The 23,915-nt window shown below is 60.0% G+C and carries 18 protein-coding genes; 7 read left to right on the top strand and 11 right to left on the bottom strand.

Annotation, left to right across the window (positions count from 1 at the left end):
- Positions 1 to 71: 71 nt before the first annotated feature.
- From dacB to E5E97_RS18190, 10 genes are all read right to left on the bottom strand, one after another.
- Positions 72 to 1,508, bottom strand: a complete 1,437-nt coding sequence (gene dacB / locus E5E97_RS18235) for a D-alanyl-D-alanine carboxypeptidase/D-alanyl-D-alanine-endopeptidase (RefSeq protein ID WP_039214542.1) — start codon at positions 1,506 to 1,508, stop codon at positions 72 to 74.
- A 131-nt stretch (positions 1,509 to 1,639) separates the two neighbouring features.
- On the bottom strand, positions 1,640 to 3,400 hold the full coding sequence (locus tag E5E97_RS18230) for a DEAD/DEAH box helicase (RefSeq protein WP_171280720.1): 1,761 nt from the start codon (positions 3,398 to 3,400) through the stop codon (positions 1,640 to 1,642).
- Positions 3,401 to 3,514: 114 nt separating this feature from the next.
- Positions 3,515 to 4,552 carry an HlyD family secretion protein gene (locus E5E97_RS18225; RefSeq protein WP_171280719.1) on the bottom strand — a complete coding sequence of 346 codons (1,038 nt, stop codon included), beginning with the start codon at positions 4,550 to 4,552 and terminating at the stop codon, positions 3,515 to 3,517.
- A 3-nt stretch (positions 4,553 to 4,555) separates the two neighbouring features.
- Complete coding sequence (locus E5E97_RS18220; RefSeq protein ID WP_011706438.1) at positions 4,556 to 4,894, bottom strand: DUF3302 domain-containing protein; 339 nt, start codon at positions 4,892 to 4,894, stop codon at positions 4,556 to 4,558.
- A gap of 289 nt (positions 4,895 to 5,183) precedes the next feature.
- Complete coding sequence (locus E5E97_RS18215) at positions 5,184 to 6,605, bottom strand: carbon starvation protein A (protein ID WP_029300373.1); 1,422 nt, start codon at positions 6,603 to 6,605, stop codon at positions 5,184 to 5,186.
- 140 nt (positions 6,606 to 6,745) lie between these two features.
- Entirely contained in the window at positions 6,746 to 7,450 is a 705-nt protein-coding gene (gene btsR / locus E5E97_RS18210) for a two-component system response regulator BtsR (protein ID WP_171280718.1), read from the bottom strand.
- Between the two features lie 57 nt (positions 7,451 to 7,507).
- Complete coding sequence (locus E5E97_RS18205; RefSeq protein WP_171280717.1) at positions 7,508 to 9,178, bottom strand: sensor histidine kinase; 1,671 nt, start codon at positions 9,176 to 9,178, stop codon at positions 7,508 to 7,510.
- Positions 9,179 to 9,531: 353 nt separating this feature from the next.
- Positions 9,532 to 10,767: an HD-GYP domain-containing protein gene (locus E5E97_RS18200; RefSeq protein ID WP_011706434.1), complete on the bottom strand. Its 1,236-nt coding sequence runs from the start codon at positions 10,765 to 10,767 to the stop codon at positions 9,532 to 9,534.
- Between the two features lie 109 nt (positions 10,768 to 10,876).
- A complete protein-coding gene (gene adhE / locus E5E97_RS18195; RefSeq protein ID WP_016351087.1) occupies positions 10,877 to 13,540 on the bottom strand; it encodes a bifunctional acetaldehyde-CoA/alcohol dehydrogenase in 2,664 nt (887 codons plus the stop codon).
- 295 nt (positions 13,541 to 13,835) lie between these two features.
- Positions 13,836 to 14,468 carry a 2OG-Fe dioxygenase family protein gene (locus E5E97_RS18190; protein ID WP_029302770.1) on the bottom strand — a complete coding sequence of 211 codons (633 nt, stop codon included), beginning with the start codon at positions 14,466 to 14,468 and terminating at the stop codon, positions 13,836 to 13,838.
- A 269-nt stretch (positions 14,469 to 14,737) separates the two neighbouring features.
- On the opposite strand from E5E97_RS18190, the gene E5E97_RS18185 reads away from it, so the two are divergent.
- The 7 genes from E5E97_RS18185 (at position 14,738) to E5E97_RS18155 (ending at position 22,573) form a co-directional block, all read left to right on the top strand.
- Positions 14,738 to 15,373, top strand: coding sequence for a YchE family NAAT transporter (locus tag E5E97_RS18185; protein ID WP_016351085.1), 636 nt, complete (start codon positions 14,738 to 14,740; stop codon positions 15,371 to 15,373).
- Between the two features lie 279 nt (positions 15,374 to 15,652).
- Positions 15,653 to 17,272: an ABC transporter substrate-binding protein gene (locus E5E97_RS18180; protein ID WP_011706430.1), complete on the top strand. Its 1,620-nt coding sequence runs from the start codon at positions 15,653 to 15,655 to the stop codon at positions 17,270 to 17,272.
- Between the two features lie 97 nt (positions 17,273 to 17,369).
- Entirely contained in the window at positions 17,370 to 18,290 is a 921-nt protein-coding gene (gene oppB, locus E5E97_RS18175; protein WP_011706429.1) for an oligopeptide ABC transporter permease OppB, read from the top strand.
- A gap of 14 nt (positions 18,291 to 18,304) precedes the next feature.
- Positions 18,305 to 19,216 carry an oligopeptide ABC transporter permease OppC gene (gene oppC / locus E5E97_RS18170; protein WP_011706428.1) on the top strand — a complete coding sequence of 304 codons (912 nt, stop codon included), beginning with the start codon at positions 18,305 to 18,307 and terminating at the stop codon, positions 19,214 to 19,216.
- Positions 19,217 to 19,357: 141 nt separating this feature from the next.
- A complete protein-coding gene (locus tag E5E97_RS18165; protein WP_017408089.1) occupies positions 19,358 to 20,338 on the top strand; it encodes an ABC transporter ATP-binding protein in 981 nt (326 codons plus the stop codon).
- The gene (oppF, locus tag E5E97_RS18160; RefSeq protein ID WP_011706426.1) at positions 20,339 to 21,334 is read left to right on the top strand and encodes a murein tripeptide/oligopeptide ABC transporter ATP binding protein OppF; all 996 of its coding nucleotides are present in this window, start codon (positions 20,339 to 20,341) and stop codon (positions 21,332 to 21,334) included.
- 294 nt (positions 21,335 to 21,628) lie between these two features.
- Positions 21,629 to 22,573: a TerC family protein gene (locus E5E97_RS18155; protein ID WP_171280716.1), complete on the top strand. Its 945-nt coding sequence runs from the start codon at positions 21,629 to 21,631 to the stop codon at positions 22,571 to 22,573.
- 69 nt (positions 22,574 to 22,642) lie between these two features.
- Here E5E97_RS18155 and alr read toward each other — a convergent pair whose 3' ends face one another.
- Positions 22,643 to 23,869, bottom strand: a complete 1,227-nt coding sequence (gene alr / locus E5E97_RS18150) for an alanine racemase (protein WP_011706424.1) — start codon at positions 23,867 to 23,869, stop codon at positions 22,643 to 22,645.
- Between the last annotated feature and the right edge of the window lie 46 nt (positions 23,870 to 23,915).

Below are 23,915 nucleotides of genomic sequence, written 5' to 3'. Positions count from 1 at the left end.
CGATACGGCCGTTCGCCATCTTCGATAAGGCGCGCGTCGCCGGCCGTCATCATCAATCACCTTGCGGCAGCTCAACCCTGATCGGCGATCTGGATCGGCTGCTGCTGATAGATGCTCTCCAGCACTCCCTTCTCGAACACGGTCCAGGGCCAGGCGGCCTTGCTGGCGCGGTAGCGCTCGTGGGTCGCCGGATCCTGCGACAGGCCGCGCTGGAACATCACGAAGGCCTTGCGCTGGCCGCCAGCGGTGTCGATGAAGCCCACCAGGTTGGAGGTGCCGGTGATGGTGCCGGTCTTGGCGTGCACCTTGTTCTTCATCATGGGGGCGGTGACGCTGCGCCGCCAGGCCAGGGTGCCGTCCACCTGGGAGCTCGGCAGCAGCTTGATGAGACCAAGCTCCGCGTCATTTTTCTGGATGAAGTTCAGCACCGACAGCATCTGGCGGGCGCTGATGAGGTTGTGGGCGGAGAGGCCGGAGCCGTCGGCTAGAGTGGCGTTGCCCAGATCGATGCCATTCTTGGTCAGGATGGCGCGCACCGCCATGGTGCCGCTGCGATAGCTGCCCGGCTTGTTGTAGTAATGGCGACCGACGGTCTTCAGGAAAGTATCGGCATAGAGGTTGTCGGATTTTTTCAGCATCTTGGCCAGCATCACCGGCAATGAGACCGAGTAGTGGGTGCCCAGCGTCTCGGCATTGTCCGGCGACTTGTGGGTCACCCGCAGCAGGCCGTCATGCTTGATGCCGGCACGGTCCATGGCCCAGCGGATGTTGTCCCAACCCCAGGCCTCCACATCGTGGATGGCGAAGCGCAGCCCCTGTGGCTCCTTGTTCGGGGTGATGCAGCCCTTGAGCTCGTAGAAGTTGCCCTTGGCCATGTCCACTTCCAGTGCGCAGAACTGGCGCGCCATGTCGCCATAGCTCATTACCTCCACGTTGTCGGCACCGATGCCGATGGGCACGCCGGTGGCCACGTTGCCGGTGGCCGGTTTGCCAATCTGGGTGGCGGTGATGGTGCCGTAGGCGCAGTTCTTGTCGATGATGACCGAGGAGACCGGGGCGGCGAAACAGAGGGTCTGATCCCCCCACGACCATCCGTTGCCGCGCTCGTAACCGTTGTAGGCGCCGGTGTTGACGTAGACGTTGCCCTTGATGCGGTTCACGCCGAGCTGCTTGAACAGGGCCAGCAGGTCCATGCGGGAGAGGGTGGGGTCGCCGACGAAGTTGATCCAGATGTCGCCATTGATGGCATCACCCTGCTTGGCGCCGGGCTGAGCCTGAATGTCGGTGGCAAAGCGGAAGTCGGCACCGAGCTCGAGACGGGCCGCCAGCGCGGTGAGTACCTTCATGGTGGAGGCGGGGGCGATCATCTGATCCGCATGGCGGGCAAATTCAACCCCGTTGTTGCCCTGCACTATGATGGCGTACTGGCCACCCTCAGGGGGCGTCAGCGGGGCGGCCTGGGCCGCCAGGGAAAAGAGAGCACAAAAACCAATCAACAGCCGCTGCATAACATCCTCTAAACGTGACGAAGGGCCCGGCAGTGGTGCCGGCCCTGACAATTCAACCTTGTCTCACCCGCCGATGCGGGATCGACCGTGGCAAAGCAATTCATACGATTTATGCCGGTCGCCACTGGCCATCACGCCATCGAGTTGGCGGTGCGATAGCGACCCTCATAATCAAAAATCTTCTCTTTTATCTGCCAGAACCGCCCCGCTTTGCGGGCGATGACGAAATCGGGATGGCGGAACTGGCTTTGCGCCGCCAGCACACTCGCCAGGGTGGCAAATTCGGGTTCCAGACCCGGGGCGGGCCAATGATGACGCACAAAGACCTGTTGAAACAAGCGCCGTGCACCCTGGGAGTGAAATCCGAAGTACTCATTGAGGGTGAGACCATCCTCATCGTGATAGACCACCTCCAGCCGCTCCCCCTGTTTGCCACGCCCGGCACTCAGCGTCAAACCGGCGCAGCGAATGACCATGCAGTCCTTGAGATTGAGCGCCTCCTTGAGCTTGTCGTCAGGGTCCACCAGCAGCTGATCGCAGCTCTGGCAGCGGCGGGCGGCGATGTCGTTTTCGCTGCCGCAGGCGGGGCAGATCTTGGCGCGAAAGCGGTAGTCGCACTCCTCGCGATGGCCCTCGTCATCTTCAAACAGCCCCTGACAGCGGCGGCCGTAGTGCTCGATCACCTTGCCATCCTCGTCGGTCTTGCCCCAGAAGGTGTTGGCAAAGCCGCAGGCGGGGCAGGGCACCTGCACCGGCTCGGTACCGGCGTGGGGGCGCGGCTCCCCCACTTCGGGGGCGAACAGGTTGAAGTTGTTGCCCGCATAGTCGAGCACCAGACAATCCTCCTTGCCCGGTGAGAGGCGCAGGCCCCGACCCACGATCTGCTGGTAGAGCGACACCGACTCGGTGGGGCGCAGCATCACGATGAGATCCACGTGGGGGGCGTCGAAGCCGGTGGTGAGCACCGCCACGTTGACCAGAAACTTGAGCTCGCGCGCCTTGAAGGCGTTGATGAGGGCATCGCGCTCCGGCCCCGGCGTCTCGCCGGTGATAAGGGCTGCCTGCTGGCCTCTGGCGCCCAGCAGGCCGTGAATTTCGCTGGCATGTTCGACAGTGGCGGCGAAGATCATCACCCCCTGCCGGTCGGCGGCATACTCCAGCACCTGGCTCAGGATATGGGGGGTGACCCGCTGCTGGCGCTTGAGCTCGCCGTTGAGATCCGCCTCGCTGAACAGGCCATTCTCCCGCGCCACCAGCTTGCTGAAGTCATAGTGGACGATGGGGGCATCCACCAGCCTGGGCGGCGTCAGATAGCCGTTTTTGACCATGAAGCGCAGCGGCAGCTCGAACACGCAGTCACCGAACAGCCGCTCGCCGTGGCTCTTGACCATGCCGTGGTAGTGGCGCCGGTAGATCCAGCCCAGCCCCAGCCGATAGGGGGTAGCGGTGAGGCCGAGGATCTTGAGGGCCGGATTGGCAGCCTTGAGATGCTCGATCACCTGATGGTATTGGCTGTCGTCATCGAGCGAGACCCGGTGGCACTCATCGATGATGAGCAGCGAAAACGCCCCGTCGAAGGCAGCCAGATTGCGCGCCACCGACTGCACCGAACCAAACACCACCTGGGCACTCGCCTCTTTGCGATCGAGCCCGGCGGCGAAGATATCGGCCTTGAGCCCCCACGCCTCGTACTTGGCGTGGTTCTGCTCCACCAGCTCCTTGACGTGGGCCAGCACCAGCACCCGGCCGCGCGCCTTGCGGGCCAGCTCGGCGATCACCAGACTCTTGCCGGCCCCGGTGGGCAGCACCACCACGGCGGGATCCGAGTGCTGACGAAAGTGGCTGATCACGGCGTTGACGGCGTCGGTCTGATAGGGTCTGAGAACGAACATGCAGGCTTGGGGGTATCGATATGGGGTGGTGCAGGATGGCGCCATTATAGGGATCTTGGCGCCAAAAAACAGCGGGCCGGCATGGTGCCGGCCCGCTGGCGATGACGTCTTCGCTTAGTGGAAGGGGAAGACGTAGTTCATCCAGCTGGCCATGCGCAGCAGCACCTTGCGCATCACCGAGACATGGTGGAAGTGCTTGGTGTAGATGGCGGCCTGACCGCTGGCCCCGGCGATCACCTGATACTTGGGCCATTCGGGGTCGGTGATGGAGATGAGCACCGGCAGGCGGCCCGGCTGAACGGCACTGGCCTGATCCAGCAGGCCGGCGTTGGCCTGCACATTGCCGGCGGCGATGGCCGGGATCACGGCGGTCACCTGGCCCTGGAAGATCTTGCCGGGGATGCCGTCGATCACCACTTCGGCCTCATCGCCCACCGCCAGACGCTGCATGCTGTTCTGCCAGAACCAGCCCACGTAAGCGTTCTCATTCTTGTGAATGAAGGTCATCACCGGGCGGTACATGAAGGGGGTGGCTATCATGCCGGGGCGCAGGGCCAGCTGCACCACGTGGCCGTCGCTCGGGGCATAGACCACGGTCTGCGCGACCTGATACCTGGCCTCGTCAAGCTGGGCCTGCAGATCTTCCAGCGTCGCCTGTTGTTGCTCGATCTGGGCCACGATGTCATCCACGTTGGCCTGGGTGACGTCGAGGTCGCGCTGCTTGCCGACACCGCGACGCATCAGGTCGCTGGCGCGATCCCGGTCGAGCTTGGCGGAGCGCAGCCTGGCCTCGATGGATTTGAGGTGGTTGCGGTTGGATTCAACCCGCGCCGTCAGGCTGTCCGCCCTCAACTGGAAGGGGGCGGCATCCAGGCGAAACAGCACATCGCCCTTCTTCACCGGCTGGTTGGCCTGTACCGGCACCTCGATGACCCGGCCCTTGACCAGCGGCACGATCGGGGTGGAGACATAGTAGTTGCGCGCCATCTCGGAGTAGGGATGGTTGTAGTTCATCAGCATGATCAGGGTGCCGATGAGCAGCACGCCGCCCAGCGCAGCGGTAGGCACGGTCCACTTGTTGAGCGGAATGCGGAAAATTTTGAAGATGGCCACGCAGACGGCCGTGTAGGTCAGGATCAGTAGCAGGTCCATGATTTATCCCTGTTGCTCGGTCTGTTCGATGGTATTGAGGCGGGCCTTGAGGTCGGCCAGCTCCTGTTTGAGCTGCTGGATATCATCTTCATCCTGCTGCAGCCGCTGGTTGAAGCCCCAGCCCCGCTCGGGACGATAGAGGGTGGCCCAGATCCAGAGGAAGGGCCACAGCACGTGCAGGGTGAACAGACTGACCCAGCCGGCCACGTGAATGGCGTCCTGATGGGGGTGTTGACGATGTTTGGCTATTTCATAGGGAATGTCGTGAATGACGATGACCCCATAAAAAATGACCAAACCCACAAAAAAAAGCAGACCAAGAGCAAAATAATCGAGTGCCATTTACGCCTCCGCTGGCTTGACGCACCGCATTGTCATTGGGATCAGGGCTCTGCAAGGCAGTCAGCCACCTGATTTCCCTCCTGTCGGGCCCGAAATCTTAAGTTGTTTTGTTGTACTGAAGCTTAAGTGGTTTCCAAGTTGTCAAAACAGACGCTGATGTTGTTGGGGGCAAGTCCGTAAAGTCGTATCCATGACAAGGACTTACGCTGGGAGTATGGCATTGCTGAAGGGAAATGTTCAGCAAAAAAAGGAGCCCTGACGGCTCCTTTTTTGACATGGTTGGCGTGGATCAACTTTCGCTGGGCTTGTTGATCAGCGCGGGCCTGAATTTCACCAGGAAGGCCACCGTGACGATCAGGGTGCTGGCCAGTCCAATCATGGTGGAGACGCCCATCTCCAGCCCGAACCCGATGGGGGCGTTGGCCAGGTAGGTGAACACCACGGCGGTCATGAACATGGCGGGAATGGTGCAGACCCAGTGCAGCTTGCCCTCTTTGGCGAGGTAGGCCGCCGCCGCCCACAGCATCATCACCGCGGTGGTCTGGTTGGCCCAGCCGAAGTAGCGCCAGATCACCCCGAATTCGGCCTTGGAGATGATGAAACCGAGGATAAACATGGGGATGGCGATGAGCAGTCGCTTGGCCATGGGCTTCTGGGTCAGTTTCAGAAAGTCCGCGACGATGAGGCGGGCACTGCGAAACGCGGTGTCACCGGAGGTGATGGGCAGGATCACCACGCCGAGGATGGCCAGGATGCCGCCGACGGTGCCGAGCAGGCTGGTGGAGACCTCGTGCACCACGGCAGAGGGGCCGCCGCTGGCCAGGGTGGCGTTGAGCGCCTCGGTGCTGTCGTAGAAGGAGAGACCCAGGGTGCACCAGATGAGGGCGATGATCCCTTCACCAATCATGGCGCCGTAGAAGATGAAGCGGCCGGAGCTCTCGTTTTGCATGCAGCGCGCCATCAGCGGTGACTGGGTGGCGTGGAAGCCCGACACGGCGCCGCAGGCGATGGTGATAAAGAGCAGCGGCCAGAGCGGCAGCTCGGTCGGGTGCAGGTTGGAGAAATCCATCCCGGTGTTGTAGAAGCCTTTGCCGGAGACGATGAGGCCGATGATGAGGCCGACCGACATGAACACCAGCAGCGCACCGAAGATGGGGTAGAAACGGCCGATGATCTTGTCGATGGGGACGATGGTCGCCAGGATGTAGTAGGCGAAGATGGCCGCAATCCAGTAGACCAGATCGGTGGAGGTGAGGTTGGCCAGAAGGCCTGCCGGGCTCAGCACGAACACCACGCCCACCAGCATCAACAGCACCACGGCGAACAGGTTCATGAAGTGCTTGGCGGTGGTGCCGAGGTGTTCACCGACCACGGTCGGTACCGAGGCGCCCTTGGCGCGTACCGACAGCATGCCGGAGAAGTAGTCGTGCACCGCACCGGCGAAGATGCAGCCGAACACGATCCAGAGCATGGCGACCGGACCGTAGAGGGCGCCCAGGATGGGGCCGAAAATGGGGCCGACGCCGGCGATGTTGAGCAGCTGAACCAGATAGACCTTCTTGTCCGACATGGGGACATAGTCCACCCCGTCCGCCATGGTGATGGCGGGGGTTTTCAGCTCCGGCTTGGGGCCGAATATCCGTTCGATGAATTTGCCGTATACGAAATAGCCGGCCACAAGTAAGCCGACACAGAGGAAGAACCAGATCATTGCTACGCTCCTGCTTTGTTATTGTTGGGTGTGCGCGGCCAGTGTAGGGGCTTGCTCTGTTGACGGCAGGTGAAACGGCATGAGCGGTCATATGGCGGACCGAGCGGTCGGCGCTCGTGATCCGGCTCACATCGTGGGGCTTACTCCAGCCCCAGCATCTCCTTCAACTCCTTCAGGTAACGGCGGCTGACCGGCACCTGGGCGCCGCTCGGCGTCACTATCTCCGCCAGCTGGTTCTCCAGCAGCCGGATCTCGAAGATGGCGGCCGGGGCCACCAGGTACTGGCGGTGGCAGCGCAGCAGCGGGGTCTTCTCCTCCAGCGATTTGAGGGTGAGCTGGGTATGAAACAGCTCGCCCTGGCTCGCCACGTGCACCCCGCCGAGATCGGAGAAGGCGTACTCCACCTGTTCGATGGGCAGCAGCCGTACCCGGTTGTGCAGGTAGCCAGGGATGTGGCGAATGGCGGGGGCGATCGCCGTCATGGGCTGGGGGCTGAGATCTTGCCTGAGTCGCGCCAGCGTCTTGGCGAGGCGGGCCGGCTCCACCGGTTTGAGCAGGTAGTCGAAGGCGTTCTCCTCGAACGCCTGGATGGCGTACTCATCAAAGGCGGTGACAAAGACGATGCGGGGCAGGGGATCGAGCATGGCCACCAGCGCCATGCCGCTGAGCTTGGGCATCTGGATGTCAAGAAACACCACGTCGGGTTTGAGCCGCTGAATAAGCGGCAGCGCCTCGATGGCGTTGGCAGCCGCCCCCAGCAGTTCGATATCGGGCTCGGCGGCCAGGTGCTGCATCAGCTCCTCGCGGGCGTAAAGCTCGTCATCGACGATGAGGGTGCGGATCATGGGGTTCTCCTGCGTGGTTGGGGTAGTGCGTGAAGATGGTGTGGGACGGCGGCCGGATCATGGCAATTCCCTTGGCAGGGTGACGGAGACCCGGGTCCAGCAGTCTGGCTCGCAACTGACGCTCAGGCCATAGCGGTTGCCGAAGGCGCTCTTGAGGCGCCGGTCCACCAGGGTCATGCCGAGCCCGTCGCCGGCCGGTTTCTCCTGCCAGGTGCCGGCATTGTCCTCCACGTGAATGGTGACCCGCTCTGCCGTCTGCTCGGTGTAGAGGCGAATGTGCCCCTGCTCCAGCAGGGTGGAGATGCCGTGCTTGATGGCGTTCTCGATGAGGGGCTGCAGGGTGAAGCTCGGCAGCTTGAGGTCGGCGAGGGCCAGCGAGATCTCGTTTTGCACCGTCAGCCGGTCGCCAAAGCGGGCCAGTTCGATCTCCAGATAGGATTGGCAGTGCTCCTGCTCCTCCTGCAGGGTGGCCAGGCCGCTCTGACGCTTGAGGTTCTTGCGAAAGAACAGGGAGAGGTGCAGCAGCAGCTGGCGCGCCCGCTCCGGTTCGCGCCGGGTGATGGCGCTGATGGTGTTGAGGGTGTTGAACAGAAAATGGGGATTGATCTGGGCCTGCACCAGCTTGAGTTCGGATTGCACCAGCAGTCGCTGCTGCTGCTCCAGCCGGCCGGTCAGCAACTGCTGGGAGAGCAGGTTGGCAATCCCTTCTCCCAGGGTATGGTTGATCTTGAGAAACAGCCGTTTCTTGGGCTCATAGAGCTTGATGGTGCCGATCACCCCCTCGTCGCCGTGCAGCGGGATCACCAGCACGGAGCCGAGCTGGCACTGGGGCGAGATGCTGCAGCGGTAGGGCTGGCTGTTGCCGTCGGCAAACAGCACCTTGTTGCGGGCGATGGCCTGCATGGTGATGGCCGAGGTTATGGGGGTGCCAGGCTGGTGGTGATCCTCGCCGATGCCGATGAAGGCGAGGATCTTGTCGGTATCCGTGATGGCGACGGCGCCGACCCCGGTCTCCTCCTGGATGATGCGGGCAATCTTGTGGCTGGCCTCTGGGGTGAAGCCTTGGCTCATGATGCCGACGGTGCGGTTGGCGATATTGAGCGCCTTGGCGGAGAAGACCCGGGAGAACTTCTCGTACATCTGCTGCTGGTCGCGGATCATGCTGATGAAGAGCGCGGCGCCACAGGAGTTGGCCAGGATCATCGGGGTGGCGATGGTACGCACCAGCAGCAGGGATTTATCGAATGGCGTGGCCACCAAGAGGATGATCACCATCTGCATGATCTCGGCGTAGAGGGTGGTGAAGAAGGCGATGCGTGGCTCGAACAGGGCGTCCATCTTGCCCGCCCGCATCAGCCGCCAGTGCACCAGCCCGCCCAGCAGCCCCTCGCAGGTGGTGGAGATGGCGCAGGCGAGATCGGTGAAGCCGCCCAGGGTATAGCGGTGCAGGCCGCCGGTCAGCCCCACCAGAAAGCCCACCAGTGGGCCTCCCAGCAGCCCGCCCAGCACGGCGCCGACGGCGCGGGTATTGGCGATGGCGTCGTCGATGTCCAGCCCCACATAGGTGCCGAGAATGCAGAAGCAGGAGAAGGTAATGTAGATGAGCACCTTGTGAGGCAGCCTGACCGAATAGTTGGCCAGCGGACGCAGCAGCGGACTCTTGGAAAAGAGGTAGGCGATGACCAGGCTGACGCTCATCTGTTGAAGCAGGGAGAGGACCAACTGCATAAAAAACGTTCCTCAGAGTCCGTGCCGAAAAAAGCGGCAACCTTGAATAAATGTGATCAGGATCTTGTTCTGCGGGGCGCCAGGGCGGGATTGCGGCCGCAGTGTGCCAGAAACGTGAAATAAAACCATATTAAATCAGCATGTTAAATTGATATTTGTGTAATCGCCCAAGGGTTGATATTGCTGGATGGAGCATGAATGTATCCGCTGGATACGCCACACGGAGGTGGCATGCTCCGCCCGGCCCCTTGGCTGGGCGTTTTTTATCCATGGTGGATGGCGAACAATTTTGCGGGCAATCGAGTGATTATTCAGGTTTGTCCAATGAGTTATCCCCAGCTTCTGGGGATAACTCAGAAGGCAAAATAGTAACAGAAGCGTCGGGTCAGGTTGAAAAACAGCCGTTGCCCCTCATCCAGCTCTTCCTGCTTGATAAATGATTTGATGGTGCGCTCATCTTCCCGCAGGTCGATCATCGCCACCCCTTCCGGCCGCTGTGCCTTGATGTAGGGCAGCACCTTGGGCTTGAGCGGCATGGTGGGCTCGGTGGAGAGCACCAGCGCCACCGAGTCGTCGGAGAGCATCACCAGTGAGCCGGGCGGATAGACCCCCAGCACCTTGATCAACAGCTTGACCAGATCCTGGTCGAATTTCTTCTGCGACAGCTTGTAGAGCTGGCTGATGGCCTGGCTAGGCGCCGCCGGCGTGGCGCTGTTGCGCGGGTGCAGCAGCTCGTCATAGTAATCCACCAGCCCGATGATCCGCGCCAGCGGCGGGATCTCGCCCCCCTTGATGCCAAGGGGAAAGCCGCTGCCGTCAAGGCGCTCATGATGCAGATGGGCCACCTGGCGGATCTTGGGCTCGAAGGCCTGCAACTGGGTCAGCATCTCCAGCCCGTACTGGGGGTGCATGTTGAGAAAGTTTTGCTCTGACTTGTTGAGCTCCCCCCGTTTCTGGGTGATCTGGGTCGGGATCTTCAGCTCGCCGATGTCGTGCACCAGGCCGGCCAGCCCGGTCTCTTCGATTTCAATGGGGTTCATGCCGAGCTCGCGGGCCATCAGCATGGCGATGAAGGCCACGTTCAGGCTGTGCTGCAGCAGGATGTCGGTGTGCGGGCTGCGAATGAGGTGCAGGCCGAGCGGCCCTTCGTGGGCACTGATGCGGGCGGCGGCGTTGCGCACTATCTGCGCCGTGTTGGCGAGCCCTTCGTCCGGCTTGAGGTTGAGTGCCCCCAGCGCATCGCGCAGCTCGGACATGGATTGGCCGAAGGCCTTGTCGGCGGCGCGCAGGGATCGGCGAAAGGCTTTCTCATCAAACGGGGCAGGGCCGCTCTCCACCAGCTCTTCAATGATCGAGAGGTCAGGCCCGGCGGAAGGAATGTCACCGCGCAAGATGGGTTCGATAGGCAGGTCGCTCTTGTCAGGGTCTACCATCAGCAGGCTGAGATCGAGATGGCGAATGATGTCGAGTTGCTGCTGATCCTTGATCTTGAATGCATTGAACATAAAAGGGTGGTTGGTCCATCCCGTGGGGAGATGGATGTAGTGGCCTACCCGCAACTGCTCGATGGAGGCTTGTATCAGCGCCATACGCTAGCTCGCATTTCATGAATGCCTATGAACAAGCTAGCAAAATTAAGCAGATAGACAAACAAAAAAGCCCGCGCATGTGCGCGGGCTCTCGAGTCGGTTCAGCTTATCAGGCTTTGGACTTCTTCTTGCCTTCAACCTTGGCTTCAACCTTGGCCGCTACCTGAGCGTCTTCGGTGAAGGGACGGCCGTAGTAGGTGTCCAGCAGGATGGCTTTCAGCTCGCTGATCAGCGGGTAGCGCGGGTTGGCGCCGGTGCACTGGTCATCGAAGGCTTCCACGGCCAGCTGGTCAACCTTGGCCAGGAAGTCAGCTTCAGACACGCCGGCTTCACGGATGGAGGCCGGGATGCCCAGAGTGGCTTTCAGCTCGTCCAGCCATACCAGCAGCTTCTCGATCTTGGCGGCGGTACGGTCACCGGCGGCAGTCAGACCCAGGTGGTCGGCCACTTCGGCGTAGCGACGGCGAGCCTGCGGACGGTCGTACTGGGAGAACGCAGTCTGCTTGGTCGGGTTGTCGTTGGCGTTGTAGCGGATCACGTTGCTGATCAGCAGGGCGTTGGCCAGGCCGTGCGGAATGTGGAACTCGGCACCCAGTTTGTGGGCCATGGAGTGGCACACACCCAGGAAGGCGTTGGCGAACGCGATACCGGCGATGGTGGCGGCGTTGTGCACTTTCTCGCGAGCAACCGGGTCGTTGGCACCGTTCTGGTAGCTGGACGGCAGGTACTCTTTGAGCAGTTTCAGGGCTTGCAGCGCCTGACCGTCGGAGTACTCGTTGGCCAGTACGGAAACGTAGGCTTCCATGGCGTGAGTCACGGCATCGATACCGCCGAAGGCACACAGGGATTTGGGCATCCCCATGACCAGGTTGGCGTCGACGATGGCCATGTTCGGGGTCAGCTCGTAGTCGGCCAGCGGGTATTTCATGCCGGTGGCGTCATCGGTCACGACCGCAAACGGGGTCACTTCAGAACCGGTACCGGAAGTGGTGGTGATACAGACCAGTTCGGCCTTCACGCCCATTTTCGGGAACTTGTAGATACGCTTGCGGATGTCCATGAAGCGCATGGCCAAGTCTTCGAACGCGGTTTCCGGGTGCTCGTACATCACCCACATGATCTTGGCCGCATCCATCGGTGAACCACCGCCCAGCGCGACGATCACGTCCGGCTTGAATGAGTGGGCCATCTCGGCGCCTTTGCGTACTACAGACAGGGTCGGGTCGGCTTCTACTTCGTAGAACACTTCCACTTCCATCTTCAGGCCCTTGAGCAGACGAACCACTTCGTCGGCGTAGCCGTTGTTGAACAGGAAGCGGTCGGTCACGACCAATGCGCGCTTTTTACCTTCCAGGTCGCCCAGGGCGATCGGCAGGGAACCACGACGGAAGTAGATGGATTTCGGAAGTTTGTGCCACAGCATATTTTCTGCCCGTTTTGCGACTGTCTTCTTGTTGATCAGGTGCTTGGGACCCACGTTTTCGGAGATGGAGTTACCACCCCAGGAACCGCAACCCAGCGTCAAGGACGGTGCGATGGCAAAGTTGTACAGGTCACCGATACCACCCTGGGTGGTCGGGGTGTTGATCAGGATACGGGCGGTCTTCATCTTGTCGCCGAAGTACTTGATGCGGTCGGCGTTGCGATCCTGGTCGGTGTACAGACCGGAGGTGTGGCCGATACCACCCAGGTTGACCATGGTGCAGGCCATTTCGACGGCTTCTTCAAAGTTCTTGGCACGGAACATACCCAGGGTCGGGGAGAGCTTCTCGTGAGCGAACTCTTCCTCTTCACACACTTCCAGACCTTCACCGATGAGGATCTTGGTGGTGGGGGGCACGGTCACGCCGGACATTTCGGCGATCTTGGTAGCAGGCTGGCCCACGATGTTGGCGTTCATGGCACCGTTGATCAGGATGACCTTGCGGACCTTGTCAGCTTCTTCTTTGGTCAGCACATAACCGTTGTGAGTCGCGAAACGCTCTTTCACCTGGTCATAGATGGAGTCAACCACGATGACGGCTTGCTCGGAGGCACAAACCACGCCGTTGTCGAAGGTTTTGGACATCAGGATGGAGGCGACGGCGCGCTTCACATCGGCAGTTTCGTCGATGACAACGGGCACGTTACCCGCACCCACACCGATGGCAGGCTTGCCAGAGGAGTAGGCGGCTTTCACCATGCCCGGGCCACCGGTGGCCAGGATCAGGTTGATGTCGTTGTGCTTCATCAGGGCGTTGGAGAGTTCAACGGTCGGTTGATCGATCCAGCCGATGATGTCTTTCGGTGCACCGGCGGCAATGGCTGCATCCAGTACCAGCTTGGCAGCGGTATTGGTGGAGTTCTTGGCACGGGGGTGCGGGGAGAAGATGATGGCGTTGCGGGTCTTCAGGGAGATCAGAGATTTGAAGATCGCAGTGGAGGTCGGGTTGGTGGTCGGTACGATACCGCAGATGATACCTACCGGCTCGGCGATGGTGATGGTGCCCATCTCGTCATCTTCACTGAGGATGCCGCAGGTCTTCTCTTCTTTGTACTTGTTGTAGATGTATTCGGAGGCGAAGTGGTTCTTGATAACCTTGTCTTCGATGATACCCATACCGGACTCTTCCACGGCCATCTGGGCCAGGGGGATACGGGCATTGCTGGCGGCCAGGGCGGCGGCACGGAAGATCTTGTCTACCTGCTCTTGCGAGAAGCTGGCGAATTCACGCTGTGCTTCTTTGACGCGGGCGACCAGTGCATCCAGTTCAGCCATATTGGTTACTGCCATGTTTATCTCCTGATGATTTGAAAACTGTTTAGTAAGACGTTGGCAATGCCCGGCAATTATAGATGCCCTGTCAAGAACAGAATCACCACAACGGGGTATTTACATGCCTTACTAAATCGCTTTCTGAGTCGATTATAGAGCGGGGCTGACTCAGAAAAACTTGATCTGGATCATGTGTAACAAAAGAACAAAAGAAATTTTGTTTCACAATACATGTTTGCCAGATGTTGCGCAGTTGTTGAGTGGGCCAGAAGCGGGATGAATGGGGCGTGAACAGGGGCTCACGCACCATTTTTCAAGCAGTTAGCACGATTACGTCCCAGTGTCCCCGGTGCGGACCCTGGGGCAGTATGGGGGCGGCATTGTGATAGAAACGGCGATCATCCAGGATCAGATACTCGCCAGCGTTTAATTGTTGTTGAAAAAATGGTTGTTCTTTTAATCCATGATAGAGCTGCAAGGCGCCGCCGCTGACCCCGTCACTGCCACAAAAGAATACCCCGATGAAATCAAAGCCGTCCTGATGCACGCCTTCCGGGGCGGGCGGCACGCTTTCACCTTCGCCGGTGACGATGCGCATCTGGTGAATACCGATGGCCTGGCCATCCGCCAGCCGGGTGTGGCGGGCAAAGCGGGTCAGCATCAGCTGGAAGGTGGGGTGGGCGACGAAGGCGGGATCCAGCTCGGCATAGGTTCTGGGCACGTCCCCCAGAAACTTGTTGATGGCGGCCGCCTGAAAGAAGACGCCGTTGTCGAGGGGGTAAAAGCGGCTGCCCTCTTTTTCAACCCGGCCGTAACGGCGTTCGCGAAAGCGGCCCTGGATATAGGGATCAACCGGCAGCCGGTCGAAGAAGCCCTGCAGGGGGGCGACACTGCCTGCGGGCAGTGAATCCAGATGCCATTGCAACTTGATGTCCGTATCAATCATTACAAAATCCTTTTTTACGAAGATGAAATGTTGCGCCAAAACTCCGTGGCCGCATAAAACTCGAAGTGATTTTATCAGAGTGTTAAATGGCGACAATCTTTATTAGCAACTCGATATGTTGAATTTCGTCGTTACATTAGAGGAACTAACTGAAAAGCCACGGAAAGGGTGAGATTATTTGATTGGTGAAGGTTTCGGCCATGGTGTAAATTTACGCACGGTTTATCGGGGTGGCCCGCAGGGCCTCGTTCTACTTCTGGATGGCGCCTATGGCAGCAATTGACGTCTCTTTATATCTGAAGTTTTTCATCGGTTTGTTTGCGATCATCAACCCGCTCGGCCTGTTGCCGGTGTTTGTCAGCCTGACCAGCCATCAAACGCCGGAAGAGCGGATGAAGACCAACACCACCGCCAACATTGCGGTGATGATCATCCTGCTGGTTTCCATGTACATGGGGCAGCTGATCCTCGATGGTTTCGGCATCTCGCTGGCGTCGTTTCGCATTGCCGGCGGCTCGCTCATCACCCTGATCGCCTGGTCCATGCTGCAGGGCAAGCTGGGGGAGGTGAAGCACAACAAGCAGGAGAAAGGGGAGCTCGCCGCGCGGGAATCTGTCGCTGTGGTGCCGCTGGCACTGCCGCTGATGGCCGGCCCCGGTGCCATCTCCTCCTCTATTGTCTATGCCAGCCAGAGCACCTGGTCCCAGATGCTGGGGATGTCGGTGGTAGTGATGGTGTTTGCCTTCTGCTCCTGGCTCATATTCCGCGCCGCCCCCCTGCTGTTCAAGGTGATGGGCAACACCGGCATCAACGTGGTCACCCGGATCATGGGTCTCATCATGATGTCGCTTGGCATCGAGATCATGGTGGCGGGGATCAAGGGGGTCTTCCCCGGATTGATGTGATTCAGGTCTGTTTTGTTGGAGCCGGTCCTCGTGACCGGCTTTTTATTGTTTCTTTTTTGTTGGTCATTTCCTAGAATCGAGCGGGTTTGTATAAAAAACGTCCATCACGCGATATTTAAATTCTGAATAATTGGTTAAAAGCTGCTTTTTTGACCATGAAGTCCAGTCCTGCCTGACAATATCTATTGCATTATCAGAAATGTCAGGGAATTATGCTGGCAGCGGGGTACTTATCCCGTTGATGGAAAATTGCATGGAATGTTCTTGTGGAGTATGGAAATGACTCATAAAAAAACAATGATTAATACCCTCTTGGTGGCAGCACTGTTCGGCGGTGTCAACGCGGCACAAGCCGCCGATGTTCCCGCAGGTACCAAACTGGCTGACGTTCAGCAGCTGGTAAAAGGCAATGGCTCCGAGCCTGCCACTCTCGACCCGCATAAAACCGAAGGAACGGTTGAATCCAACATTCTGCGTGACCTGTTCGAAGGTCTCGTTGCCTCCGGCCCCAAAGGGGAAGTGCTTCCCGCCATGGCCGAGTCCTGGGAAACCAAGGACAACAAACACTTCGTGTTCCACCTGCGCAAAGATGCCAAGTGGTCCAACGGGGATCCCGTGACAGCCCACGATTTCGAGTTCGCCTTCAAGCGGGCCGTGGATCCCAAGACGGCGTCTCCCTACTCCTGGTATCTGGAGATCCCGACCATCGTCAATGCCAGCGAGATCATCGCCGGCAAGAAAGCGGCCGACACCCTGGGCGTGAAGGCAGTGGACGACTACACCTTCGAGGTGCAGCTGGAGAAGGCGGTGCCTTATTTCGTCAGCATGCTCTCCCACACCACCACCTACCCGGTGCCGAAGAAGGTGATCGAGAAGTTCGGTGACAAGTGGACCCAGCCCGGCAACATGGTATCCAACGGTGCCTATGTGCTGAAGGATTGGGTGGTCAACGAGCGCGTCGACGTAGAGCGCAACCCGAACTACTGGAACAACGCCAAGACCGTCATCAACAAGGTGACCTATCTGCCGATCCAGTCCACCAACGCCGAGCTGAACCGCTATCTGGCCGGCGAAGTGGATCTCACCTACAACATGCCCATCGAGCGCTTCAAGCAGATGAAGAAAGAGCTGCCGAACGAGGTGAAGGTGAGCGGCTATGTCGGTACCTACTACTACCAGTACAACTTCAAGCACAAGCCGTTTGATGACGTGCGAGTGCGTACCGCCCTCTCTTATGCCATCGACCGCAACGTGATCGCCGACAAGGTGATGGGCAAGGGCGAGACTCCGGGCTACACCCTGGTGCCTGATTTCGTGGACGGCTTCAAGCCGGTGGCGCCGGCCTGGTCCAAGCTGACCCAAGCAGAGCGTGATGCCAAGGCGAAAGAGCTGCTGACCGAAGCCGGTTTCGGCCCGGGCAAACCGCTCAAGTTCGAGCTGCTCTACAACACCGACGACAACCACAAGAAAGTGGCGGTTGCCGTGGCTTCCATGTGGAAGAAGCTGGGCGTGCAGGTGAGCCTGGTCAACCAGGAATGGAAGACCTACCTGGAAACCAAGAAGCAGGGGCAGTTTGATGTGGGCCGTGCCGGCTGGATCGCCGACTACAACGAAGCCTCTTCCATGCTGGATCTGATGCAGACCACTCACGGCAACAACGACGGCAAATACTCCAACCCGGCGTTTGACAAGCTGATGAACGAGTCGCGCAATCAGGTGGATGCCGATGCCCGCAACAAGCTCTATGTGCAGGCTGAAGAGATCCTGGCCAAGGACATGCCGATCGCTCCCATCTATCAGTACGTGACCTCCCGCATGGTCAAGTCCTATGTGGGCGGCTACCCGGCCAACCCGCTGGACAACCTCTACAGCAAAGACATGTACATCATTGCTCACTGAGTAAAGTAACACGTCGCATAACAAAGCAGGCCCGCCGGATGGCGGGCCTTTATTACAACCGCGACCCTTTGGAAGCAGTACAGGACAGGAATTGTCTATGTTGAAATTCATTTTTAAACGTCTACTGGAAGCGATCCCGACTCTGCTGGTCTTGATCACCGTCTCCTTCTTCATGATGCGTTTCGCGCCGGGAAACCCCTTCACCAGCGAACGCTCCCTGCCGCCGGAAGTACTGGCCAACATCGAAGCCAAATATGGCCTCGACAAGCCCATCGGCGTGCAATACCTCACCTATCTGGGCAACCTGGTGCAGGGCGACCTCGGTCCCTCCTTCAAATACAAGGACTTCACCGTCAACGATCTGGTGAGCCAGGCACTGCCGGTATCGGCCAAGATTGGCTCCTTCGCCTTTCTGTTCGCGGTGACGCTGGGGGTCACCTTCGGCACCATTGCCGCCTTGAAACAGAATACCGTCATCGACTACCTGTTGATGTCGTCGGCCATGGCGGGGGTGGTGATCCCGGGCTTTGTGCTGGCTCCCTTGCTGGTGTTGCTGTTCAGTATTCATCTCGGCTGGTTCCCGGCCGGTGGCTGGCAGGGCGGCGGGGTGCAATTCATGGTGCTGCCGGTGTTCGGCATGATGATGTACTACATCTCTGCCATCTCGCGGATCATGCGGGGCAGCATGATCGAGACCATGAACTCCAACTTCATCCGCACTGCCCGCGCCAAGGGCTTGCCGCTGCGCCATATCATTCTCAAGCACGCACTGCGTCCGGCCATGCTGCCGGTGGTCTCCTATCTGGGGCCGGCATTCGTGGGCATCATCACGGGTTCCGTGGTGATCGAGACCATCTTCGGCCTGCCGGGGATTGGCCAGCTGTTCGTCAACGGTGCCCTCAACCGTGATTACTCCATGGTGCTCGGTCTGACCATTCTGGTCGGCGCCCTCACCATCACCTTTAACGCCGTGGTCGATATTCTCTATGCCTTTATCGATCCCAAGATCCGTTACTAAGTCGGGAGTACATCATGGTTGTCACAACTGAAAAACGCGAAGCCGTCGAGGCGTTCGCCCAGCAAGTGGAAGTGGTGGAAGGACGCTCCCTGTGGAAGGATGCCCGTCGCCGTTTCTTGCGCAACAAGGCCGCGCTCACCAGCCTGATCATCCTGACCATCATAGGTCTGGCGGTGATCGTGGGACCGCATCTGTCCCAATACACCTTCGACGATCCTGACTGGGGCGCTATGCAGGCGGCACCGGACATGGAAACCGGCCACTGGTTCGGCACCGACAGCCTGGGGCGCGATCTGTTCGTGCGCACCCTGCTCGGCGGGCGAATCTCGCTGATGGTCGGCATCATGGGGGCCATGGTGGCCGTCATCATCGGCACCCTCTACGGCGCGGCCTCCGGCTTCATCGGCGGTCGGGTCGACAGCCTGATGATGCGGGTGCTTGAGATCCTCAACGCCTTCCCCTTCATGTTCTTCGTGATCATGCTGGTGACCTTCTTCGGCCGCAACCTGGCGCTCATCTTCATCGCCATCGGCGCGGTGAGCTGGCTCGACATGGCGCGGATCGTGCGAGGCCAGACCCTGAGCCTCAAGAGCAAGGAGTTCATCGAGGCGGCTCATGTCTGCGGCGTCTCCAAGTGGAAGATCATCACCCGTCACATCGTGCCAAACGTGCTGGGTATCGTGGCGGTTTACGCCACCTTGCTGGTGCCGGGCATGATCATGTTCGAATCCTTCCTGAGCTTCCTTGGGCTGGGCGTACAAGAGCCCATGACCAGCTGGGGCGCTCTGCTGGATGAAGGCTCCAAGTCGATGGAAGTGGCCATCTGGCAACTCCTGTTCCCCGCCGGTTTCATGGTGGTGACCCTGTTTTGCTTCAACTTCCTCGGGGATGGTCTGCGTGACGCCCTCGATCCGAAGGATCGCTGAGAAAGCGGCGAAAGATCGCTGATAGAACGGCGAAGGAGCGCTGAAACAACGCGCCGAGGAGCCGCACAGTGCGGCTCAATCGGGCGGATAGCGCATCGGATCGACAGGAAAACGTCACGAAAGATCGATAAGGAGTTTTTTATGAAATTACTGGATGTAAAAGATCTGCGGGTCGAGTTCAAGACCCCGGACGGCAATGTGGTGGCGGTCAACGACCTCAACTTCTCCCTCGCTGCGGGCGAGACCCTGGGGATCGTCGGTGAGTCCGGTTCGGGCAAATCCCAGACCGCGTTCGCCATCATGGGGCTGCTGGCCAAGAACGGTGTCATCACCGGTTCGGCCAAATTTCAGGGCGACGAGATCCTGAACCTGCCCGAGCACAAGCTCAACAAGATCCGCTCCGAAAAGATCGCCATGATCTTCCAGGACCCCATGACCTCGCTCAACCCCTACATGAAGGTGAAGGATCAGCTGATGGAAGTGCTGATGCTGCACAAGGGCGTCAGCAAGGCCGAAGCGTTCGAAGAATCGGTGCGCATGCTGGATGCGGTCAAGATCCCGGAAGCGCGCAAGCGGATGGGGATGTATCCTCACGAATTTTCCGGTGGCATGCGCCAGCGGGTGATGATCGCCATGGCGCTGTTGTGCCGGCCGCAGCTGCTGATCGCCGACGAGCCGACCACCGCGCTGGACGTGACCGTGCAGGCCCAGATCATGACCCTGATGAACGAGCTCAAGCGCGAGTTCAACACCGCCATCATCATGATCACCCACGATCTGGGCGTGGTGGCGGGGATCTGCGACAAGGTGCTGGTGATGTATGCCGGTCGTACCATGGAGTACGGCAAGGTCAACGATATCTTCTATCGCCCGAGCCACCCCTATACCGAGGGCCTGTTGCGCGCCATTCCCCGCCTCGACACCGAAGGGGAAGAGCTGCCCACCATCCCGGGCAATCCGCCCAACCTGCTGCGTCTGCCCACCGGCTGCCCCTTCCAGGAGCGCTGCCACCGGGTGAGCGAGATTTGCGGCAAGCAGTCGCCGATACTGACGCCGTTCAACGACGGCCGGGAGCGGGCCTGCCACTGGGTATCGGATGCCATGATCAAGGGAGTGAACTAAATGGGGACTGACAAGAAACTGCTGCTGGAAGTGTCCGACCTCAAGGTCCACTTCAGCATCAAGAGTGACAAGGCCTGGCCCTGGGCCAAACCCTCCGCCCTGAAGGCGGTGGACGGGGTGACCCTGCGCCTGTATGAAGGGGAGACCCTTGGCGTGGTGGGGGAGTCGGGTTGCGGCAAATCCACCTTTGCCCGGGCGCTGATCGGCCTGGTGCCGGCCACCGACGGCAAGGTAGTGTGGCTGGGCAACGATCTGACCAAGCTCGACCAGAAGGCGCTGCGCGAGAAGCGCAAAGAGATCCAGATGATTTTCCAGGATCCGCTGGCCTCCCTCAACCCGCGCATGACCATCGGCGACATCATCGCCGAGCCGCTCATCACCTTCTATCCCGACCTCTCCCGAGATCAGGTGAAGGAGAAGGTGCGGGCCATGATGAGCAAAGTGGGGCTCTTGCCCAACCTGGTCAACCGCTATCCCCATGAGTTCTCCGGCGGTCAGTGCCAGCGCATCGGCATCGCCCGGGCGCTGATCCTCGAGCCCAAGATGATCATCTGTGACGAGCCGGTGTCGGCGCTGGATGTCTCCATCCAGGCGCAGGTGGTCAACCTGCTCAAGGCTATTCAGAAGGAGATGGGGCTGTCGCTCATCTTCATCGCCCACGACTTGTCGGTGGTCAAACACATCTCGGATCGGGTGCTGGTGATGTATCTGGGCAATGCGGTGGAGCTGGGGACCCGCAAGGAGATCTTCGCCAACCCCTTGCACCCCTATACCAAGGCGCTGATGTCGGCCGTGCCCATTCCGGATCCGGATCTGGAGCGCAGCAAGACCATCCAGATCCTGGAAGGGGATTTGCCATCGCCGATGAACCCGCCGTCAGGCTGCGTGTTCCGTACCCGCTGCCCGGTGGCCGGTCCTGAGTGTGCCAAGACCCGGCCCCAGCTCGAGGGCAACTTCGACCATGCGGTCTCCTGCCTCAAGGCGGATCCGCTCTGAGGATGAGCAGGCAGAACAGGGCGCCCGGGTGGCGCCCTGTTTTTTTGCAGCCGGCATGAAGATGCCTCTTGGCGTTATCTTTTTCCGCTGTTACTATCCGCGCAACAAGGGGAGTAACTTCTCGCCGGTTTGTCGTCATTACGGTGCACCCATATCCTGCAGTGCACCCGGCAGCCGGGCAGTTGACGCAAGTCGGCTGTAAGTGAGACCTTGCCGAGAGGCAAGGTGTATCTGCTCCAAACGCAAACCCACGCCTCTCGGTCGTGGGTTTTGTCGTTTTTGGGAGAAGTGAACATGGGTGAATGGTGGATGTGGGCCGGTTTCTTCAGCATAGTACTGGTCCTGTTATGGATTGATATCCGCTTTGTCGGGGGTGGCAAGGCACACAAGGTGTCGCTCAAAGAGGCAGGGATCTGGTCCCTCATCTGGATCAGCGTGGCGCTCTTGTTCAACCTGGCCATCTGGTTCTGGCTGGATCACAGCGCAGGCCGTGAAATTGCCAACCAGAAGGGGCTGGAGTTCCTCACCGGCTACCTCATCGAGAAGGCGCTGGCGGTGGACAACGTCTTCGTCTGGCTGATGCTGTTCGGCTACTTTGTCATTCCGGCCGAGCTGCAGCGCCGGGTCCTGCTGTACGGGGTACTGGGTGCCATCGTGATGCGGGCCGGCATGGTGTTCGCCGGCAGCTGGCTAATCGAGCAGTTCCACTGGATCCTCTACCTGTTCGGCGCCTTCCTGCTGCTGACCGGGGTCAAGATGCTGTGGGCGGCCGACAAGGAGCCTGATCTGGCCAACAACCCGCTGCTGGGCTGGATGCGTCGCCGCTTCAAGGTGACGGAGACGCTGGAGGGGGAGAACTTCTTCGTCTGGCGCGATGGCGTGCGTTACGCCACGCCGCTGCTGCTCATTCTGGTGCTGGTGGAGGTGAGCGATCTCATCTTCGCGGTGGACAGCATCCCGGCCATCTTCGCGGTGACCACGGATCCCTTCATCGTGCTGACCTCCAACATCTTCGCCATCATGGGTCTGCGTGCCATGTACTTCCTGCTGGCCGGCGTGGCTGAGCGTTTCGCTCTGCTCAAGTACGGCCTGGCGCTGATCCTGATGTTCATCGGGGTCAAGATGCTGCTGCTGGATATCTTCAAGATCCCCACCGGCATTGCATTGGGAGTAGTCGCACTGATCTTGCTGGCCTCCATGGGGTTGAGCCTCTGGGTGACCCGCAAAAAAGCCGCTTGAACGCGGCAGACTATAAAGCATTAACAACAAGGGCTCCCGCGGGAGCCCTTTTTTATGGCAAAGACTGGCTTAGCGCTTGATCTTCTTGGGGTTGGTGTAGCCCCAGATGGTGTACATGTCCGCCAGCAGGGCGCCGTTGTACTCTTCCAGATCCGCCTGTTTCACCTCAGCCTCACCCTGGCGGCCGAACAGCACCACCTCGTCACCGGGTTTGACCCCTTTCAGATCGGTCACGTCCACCATGATGGTGTTCATGGAGGTCTTGCCCACCACCGGCACTTTCTGGCCTTGGATCAGCACATAGGCCTTGTTGCTCAGCGCCCGGCGATAGCCGTCGGAGTAGCCCAGCGGCAGGTTGGCGAGCCAGGAGTCGCGCTTGAGGGTGAAGGTGCGGTCATAACCGACGGTGTTGCCGGCCGGGTAGTGGTTGACGGAGGCAACCTGGGTCTTGAACGCCATCACCCGCTTGTACTCGGTGTAGGAGGGGATGGAGTCGCCGTACAGCAGGCCGCCCGGGCGCACCATGTCGAAGTAGGCGTCCGGCACTTCCAGGGTGGCGAAGGAGTTGGCGGCGTGGATGGTGATCTTGCTGCGATCCAGCTTGCCCGCTTCCAGCAGCCACTGGGAGTCCAGTTTGAACTGGGCCAGCCCCATCTTGACGTCCTCTTTCTCCTCCACCGGGAAGTGGGTCATGATGCCGACCGGGGTGATCCCCTTGAGCTTGAGCATGGCCAGCGCGTCTTCCTTGGAGTCAGCCAGGCGCAGATCGATGCCGTTGCGGCTCATGCCGGCGGAGTTGAGCGCGATGTGCACCGGGATATTGGTGTGGTGGCGCTGGGCGATGTCGGCGATGCCCTGAGCACTCACCAGGCTGCCGATGAGCTCTTCCATCTTGTAGGGCAGGGCCTGTTCCACTTCGGCCGGGGTGGCGGCACGTACCCGCATCAGGCGGCCGGTGAAGCCCTTCTCACGGGCCACGCGGGCCTCTTCGTTGCTGGCGATGCCGATGCAGGGGATGCCGGCCTTGACCACCGAGGGCACCAGCAGGTCGATGCCGTGGCCGTAGGCGTCGGCCTTCATGATGGCGCAGATCTTCGGCCCTTTGTCACCGAGGCGATCCTTGAGGGTCTGGATGTTGTGCTCGAAGGCGCCGAGATCGACTTCCAGCCAGGCATTGCTGGCGGTCTGCACTTCGCCGTTGCGATGATCGCTGGCCAGCGGCAGGTAAGGGGCCGCGACGGCCTGACCGGCCAGCAGGCCCAGGATCAGCGTGGCCAGCAGTGTCTTCTTGTGCATGGGGTGGTTCCTTTTTTATTGTTTGGGTTGAGGTGCATGACGGTCG

The sequence above is a fragment of the Aeromonas sp. 2692-1 genome (genome assembly GCF_013085505.1).
GTDB lineage: Bacteria > Pseudomonadota > Gammaproteobacteria > Enterobacterales > Aeromonadaceae > Aeromonas > Aeromonas hydrophila.
The sequence above is the reverse complement of the archived record's forward strand: the minus strand, read 5'-3'. Positions and strand labels throughout refer to the sequence as shown.

What these genes read in the sequence shown, in the direction of transcription:
- dacB (WP_039214542.1), bottom strand. Translation starts at nt 1,508, where the DNA reads ATGCAGCGGCTGTTGATTGGTTTTTGTGCTCTCTTTTCCCTGGCGGCC.
- E5E97_RS18230 (WP_171280720.1), bottom strand. Translation starts at nt 3,400, where the DNA reads ATGTTCGTTCTCAGACCCTATCAGACCGACGCCGTCAACGCCGTGATC.
- E5E97_RS18225 (WP_171280719.1), bottom strand. Translation starts at nt 4,552, where the DNA reads ATGGACCTGCTACTGATCCTGACCTACACGGCCGTCTGCGTGGCCATC.
- E5E97_RS18220 (WP_011706438.1), bottom strand. Translation starts at nt 4,894, where the DNA reads ATGGCACTCGATTATTTTGCTCTTGGTCTGCTTTTTTTTGTGGGTTTG.
- E5E97_RS18215 (WP_029300373.1), bottom strand. Translation starts at nt 6,605, where the DNA reads ATGATCTGGTTCTTCCTCTGTGTCGGCTTACTTGTGGCCGGCTATTTC.
- btsR (WP_171280718.1), bottom strand. Translation starts at nt 7,450, where the DNA reads ATGATCCGCACCCTCATCGTCGATGACGAGCTTTACGCCCGCGAGGAG.
- E5E97_RS18205 (WP_171280717.1), bottom strand. Translation starts at nt 9,178, where the DNA reads ATGCAGTTGGTCCTCTCCCTGCTTCAACAGATGAGCGTCAGCCTGGTC.
- E5E97_RS18200 (WP_011706434.1), bottom strand. Translation starts at nt 10,767, where the DNA reads ATGGCGCTGATACAAGCCTCCATCGAGCAGTTGCGGGTAGGCCACTAC.
- adhE (WP_016351087.1), bottom strand. Translation starts at nt 13,540, where the DNA reads ATGGCAGTAACCAATATGGCTGAACTGGATGCACTGGTCGCCCGCGTC.
- E5E97_RS18190 (WP_029302770.1), bottom strand. Translation starts at nt 14,468, where the DNA reads ATGATTGATACGGACATCAAGTTGCAATGGCATCTGGATTCACTGCCC.
- E5E97_RS18185 (WP_016351085.1), top strand. Translation starts at nt 14,738, where the DNA reads ATGGCAGCAATTGACGTCTCTTTATATCTGAAGTTTTTCATCGGTTTG.
- E5E97_RS18180 (WP_011706430.1), top strand. Translation starts at nt 15,653, where the DNA reads ATGACTCATAAAAAAACAATGATTAATACCCTCTTGGTGGCAGCACTG.
- oppB (WP_011706429.1), top strand. Translation starts at nt 17,370, where the DNA reads ATGTTGAAATTCATTTTTAAACGTCTACTGGAAGCGATCCCGACTCTG.
- oppC (WP_011706428.1), top strand. Translation starts at nt 18,305, where the DNA reads ATGGTTGTCACAACTGAAAAACGCGAAGCCGTCGAGGCGTTCGCCCAG.
- E5E97_RS18165 (WP_017408089.1), top strand. Translation starts at nt 19,358, where the DNA reads ATGAAATTACTGGATGTAAAAGATCTGCGGGTCGAGTTCAAGACCCCG.
- oppF (WP_011706426.1), top strand. Translation starts at nt 20,339, where the DNA reads ATGGGGACTGACAAGAAACTGCTGCTGGAAGTGTCCGACCTCAAGGTC.
- E5E97_RS18155 (WP_171280716.1), top strand. Translation starts at nt 21,629, where the DNA reads ATGGGTGAATGGTGGATGTGGGCCGGTTTCTTCAGCATAGTACTGGTC.
- alr (WP_011706424.1), bottom strand. Translation starts at nt 23,869, where the DNA reads ATGCACAAGAAGACACTGCTGGCCACGCTGATCCTGGGCCTGCTGGCC.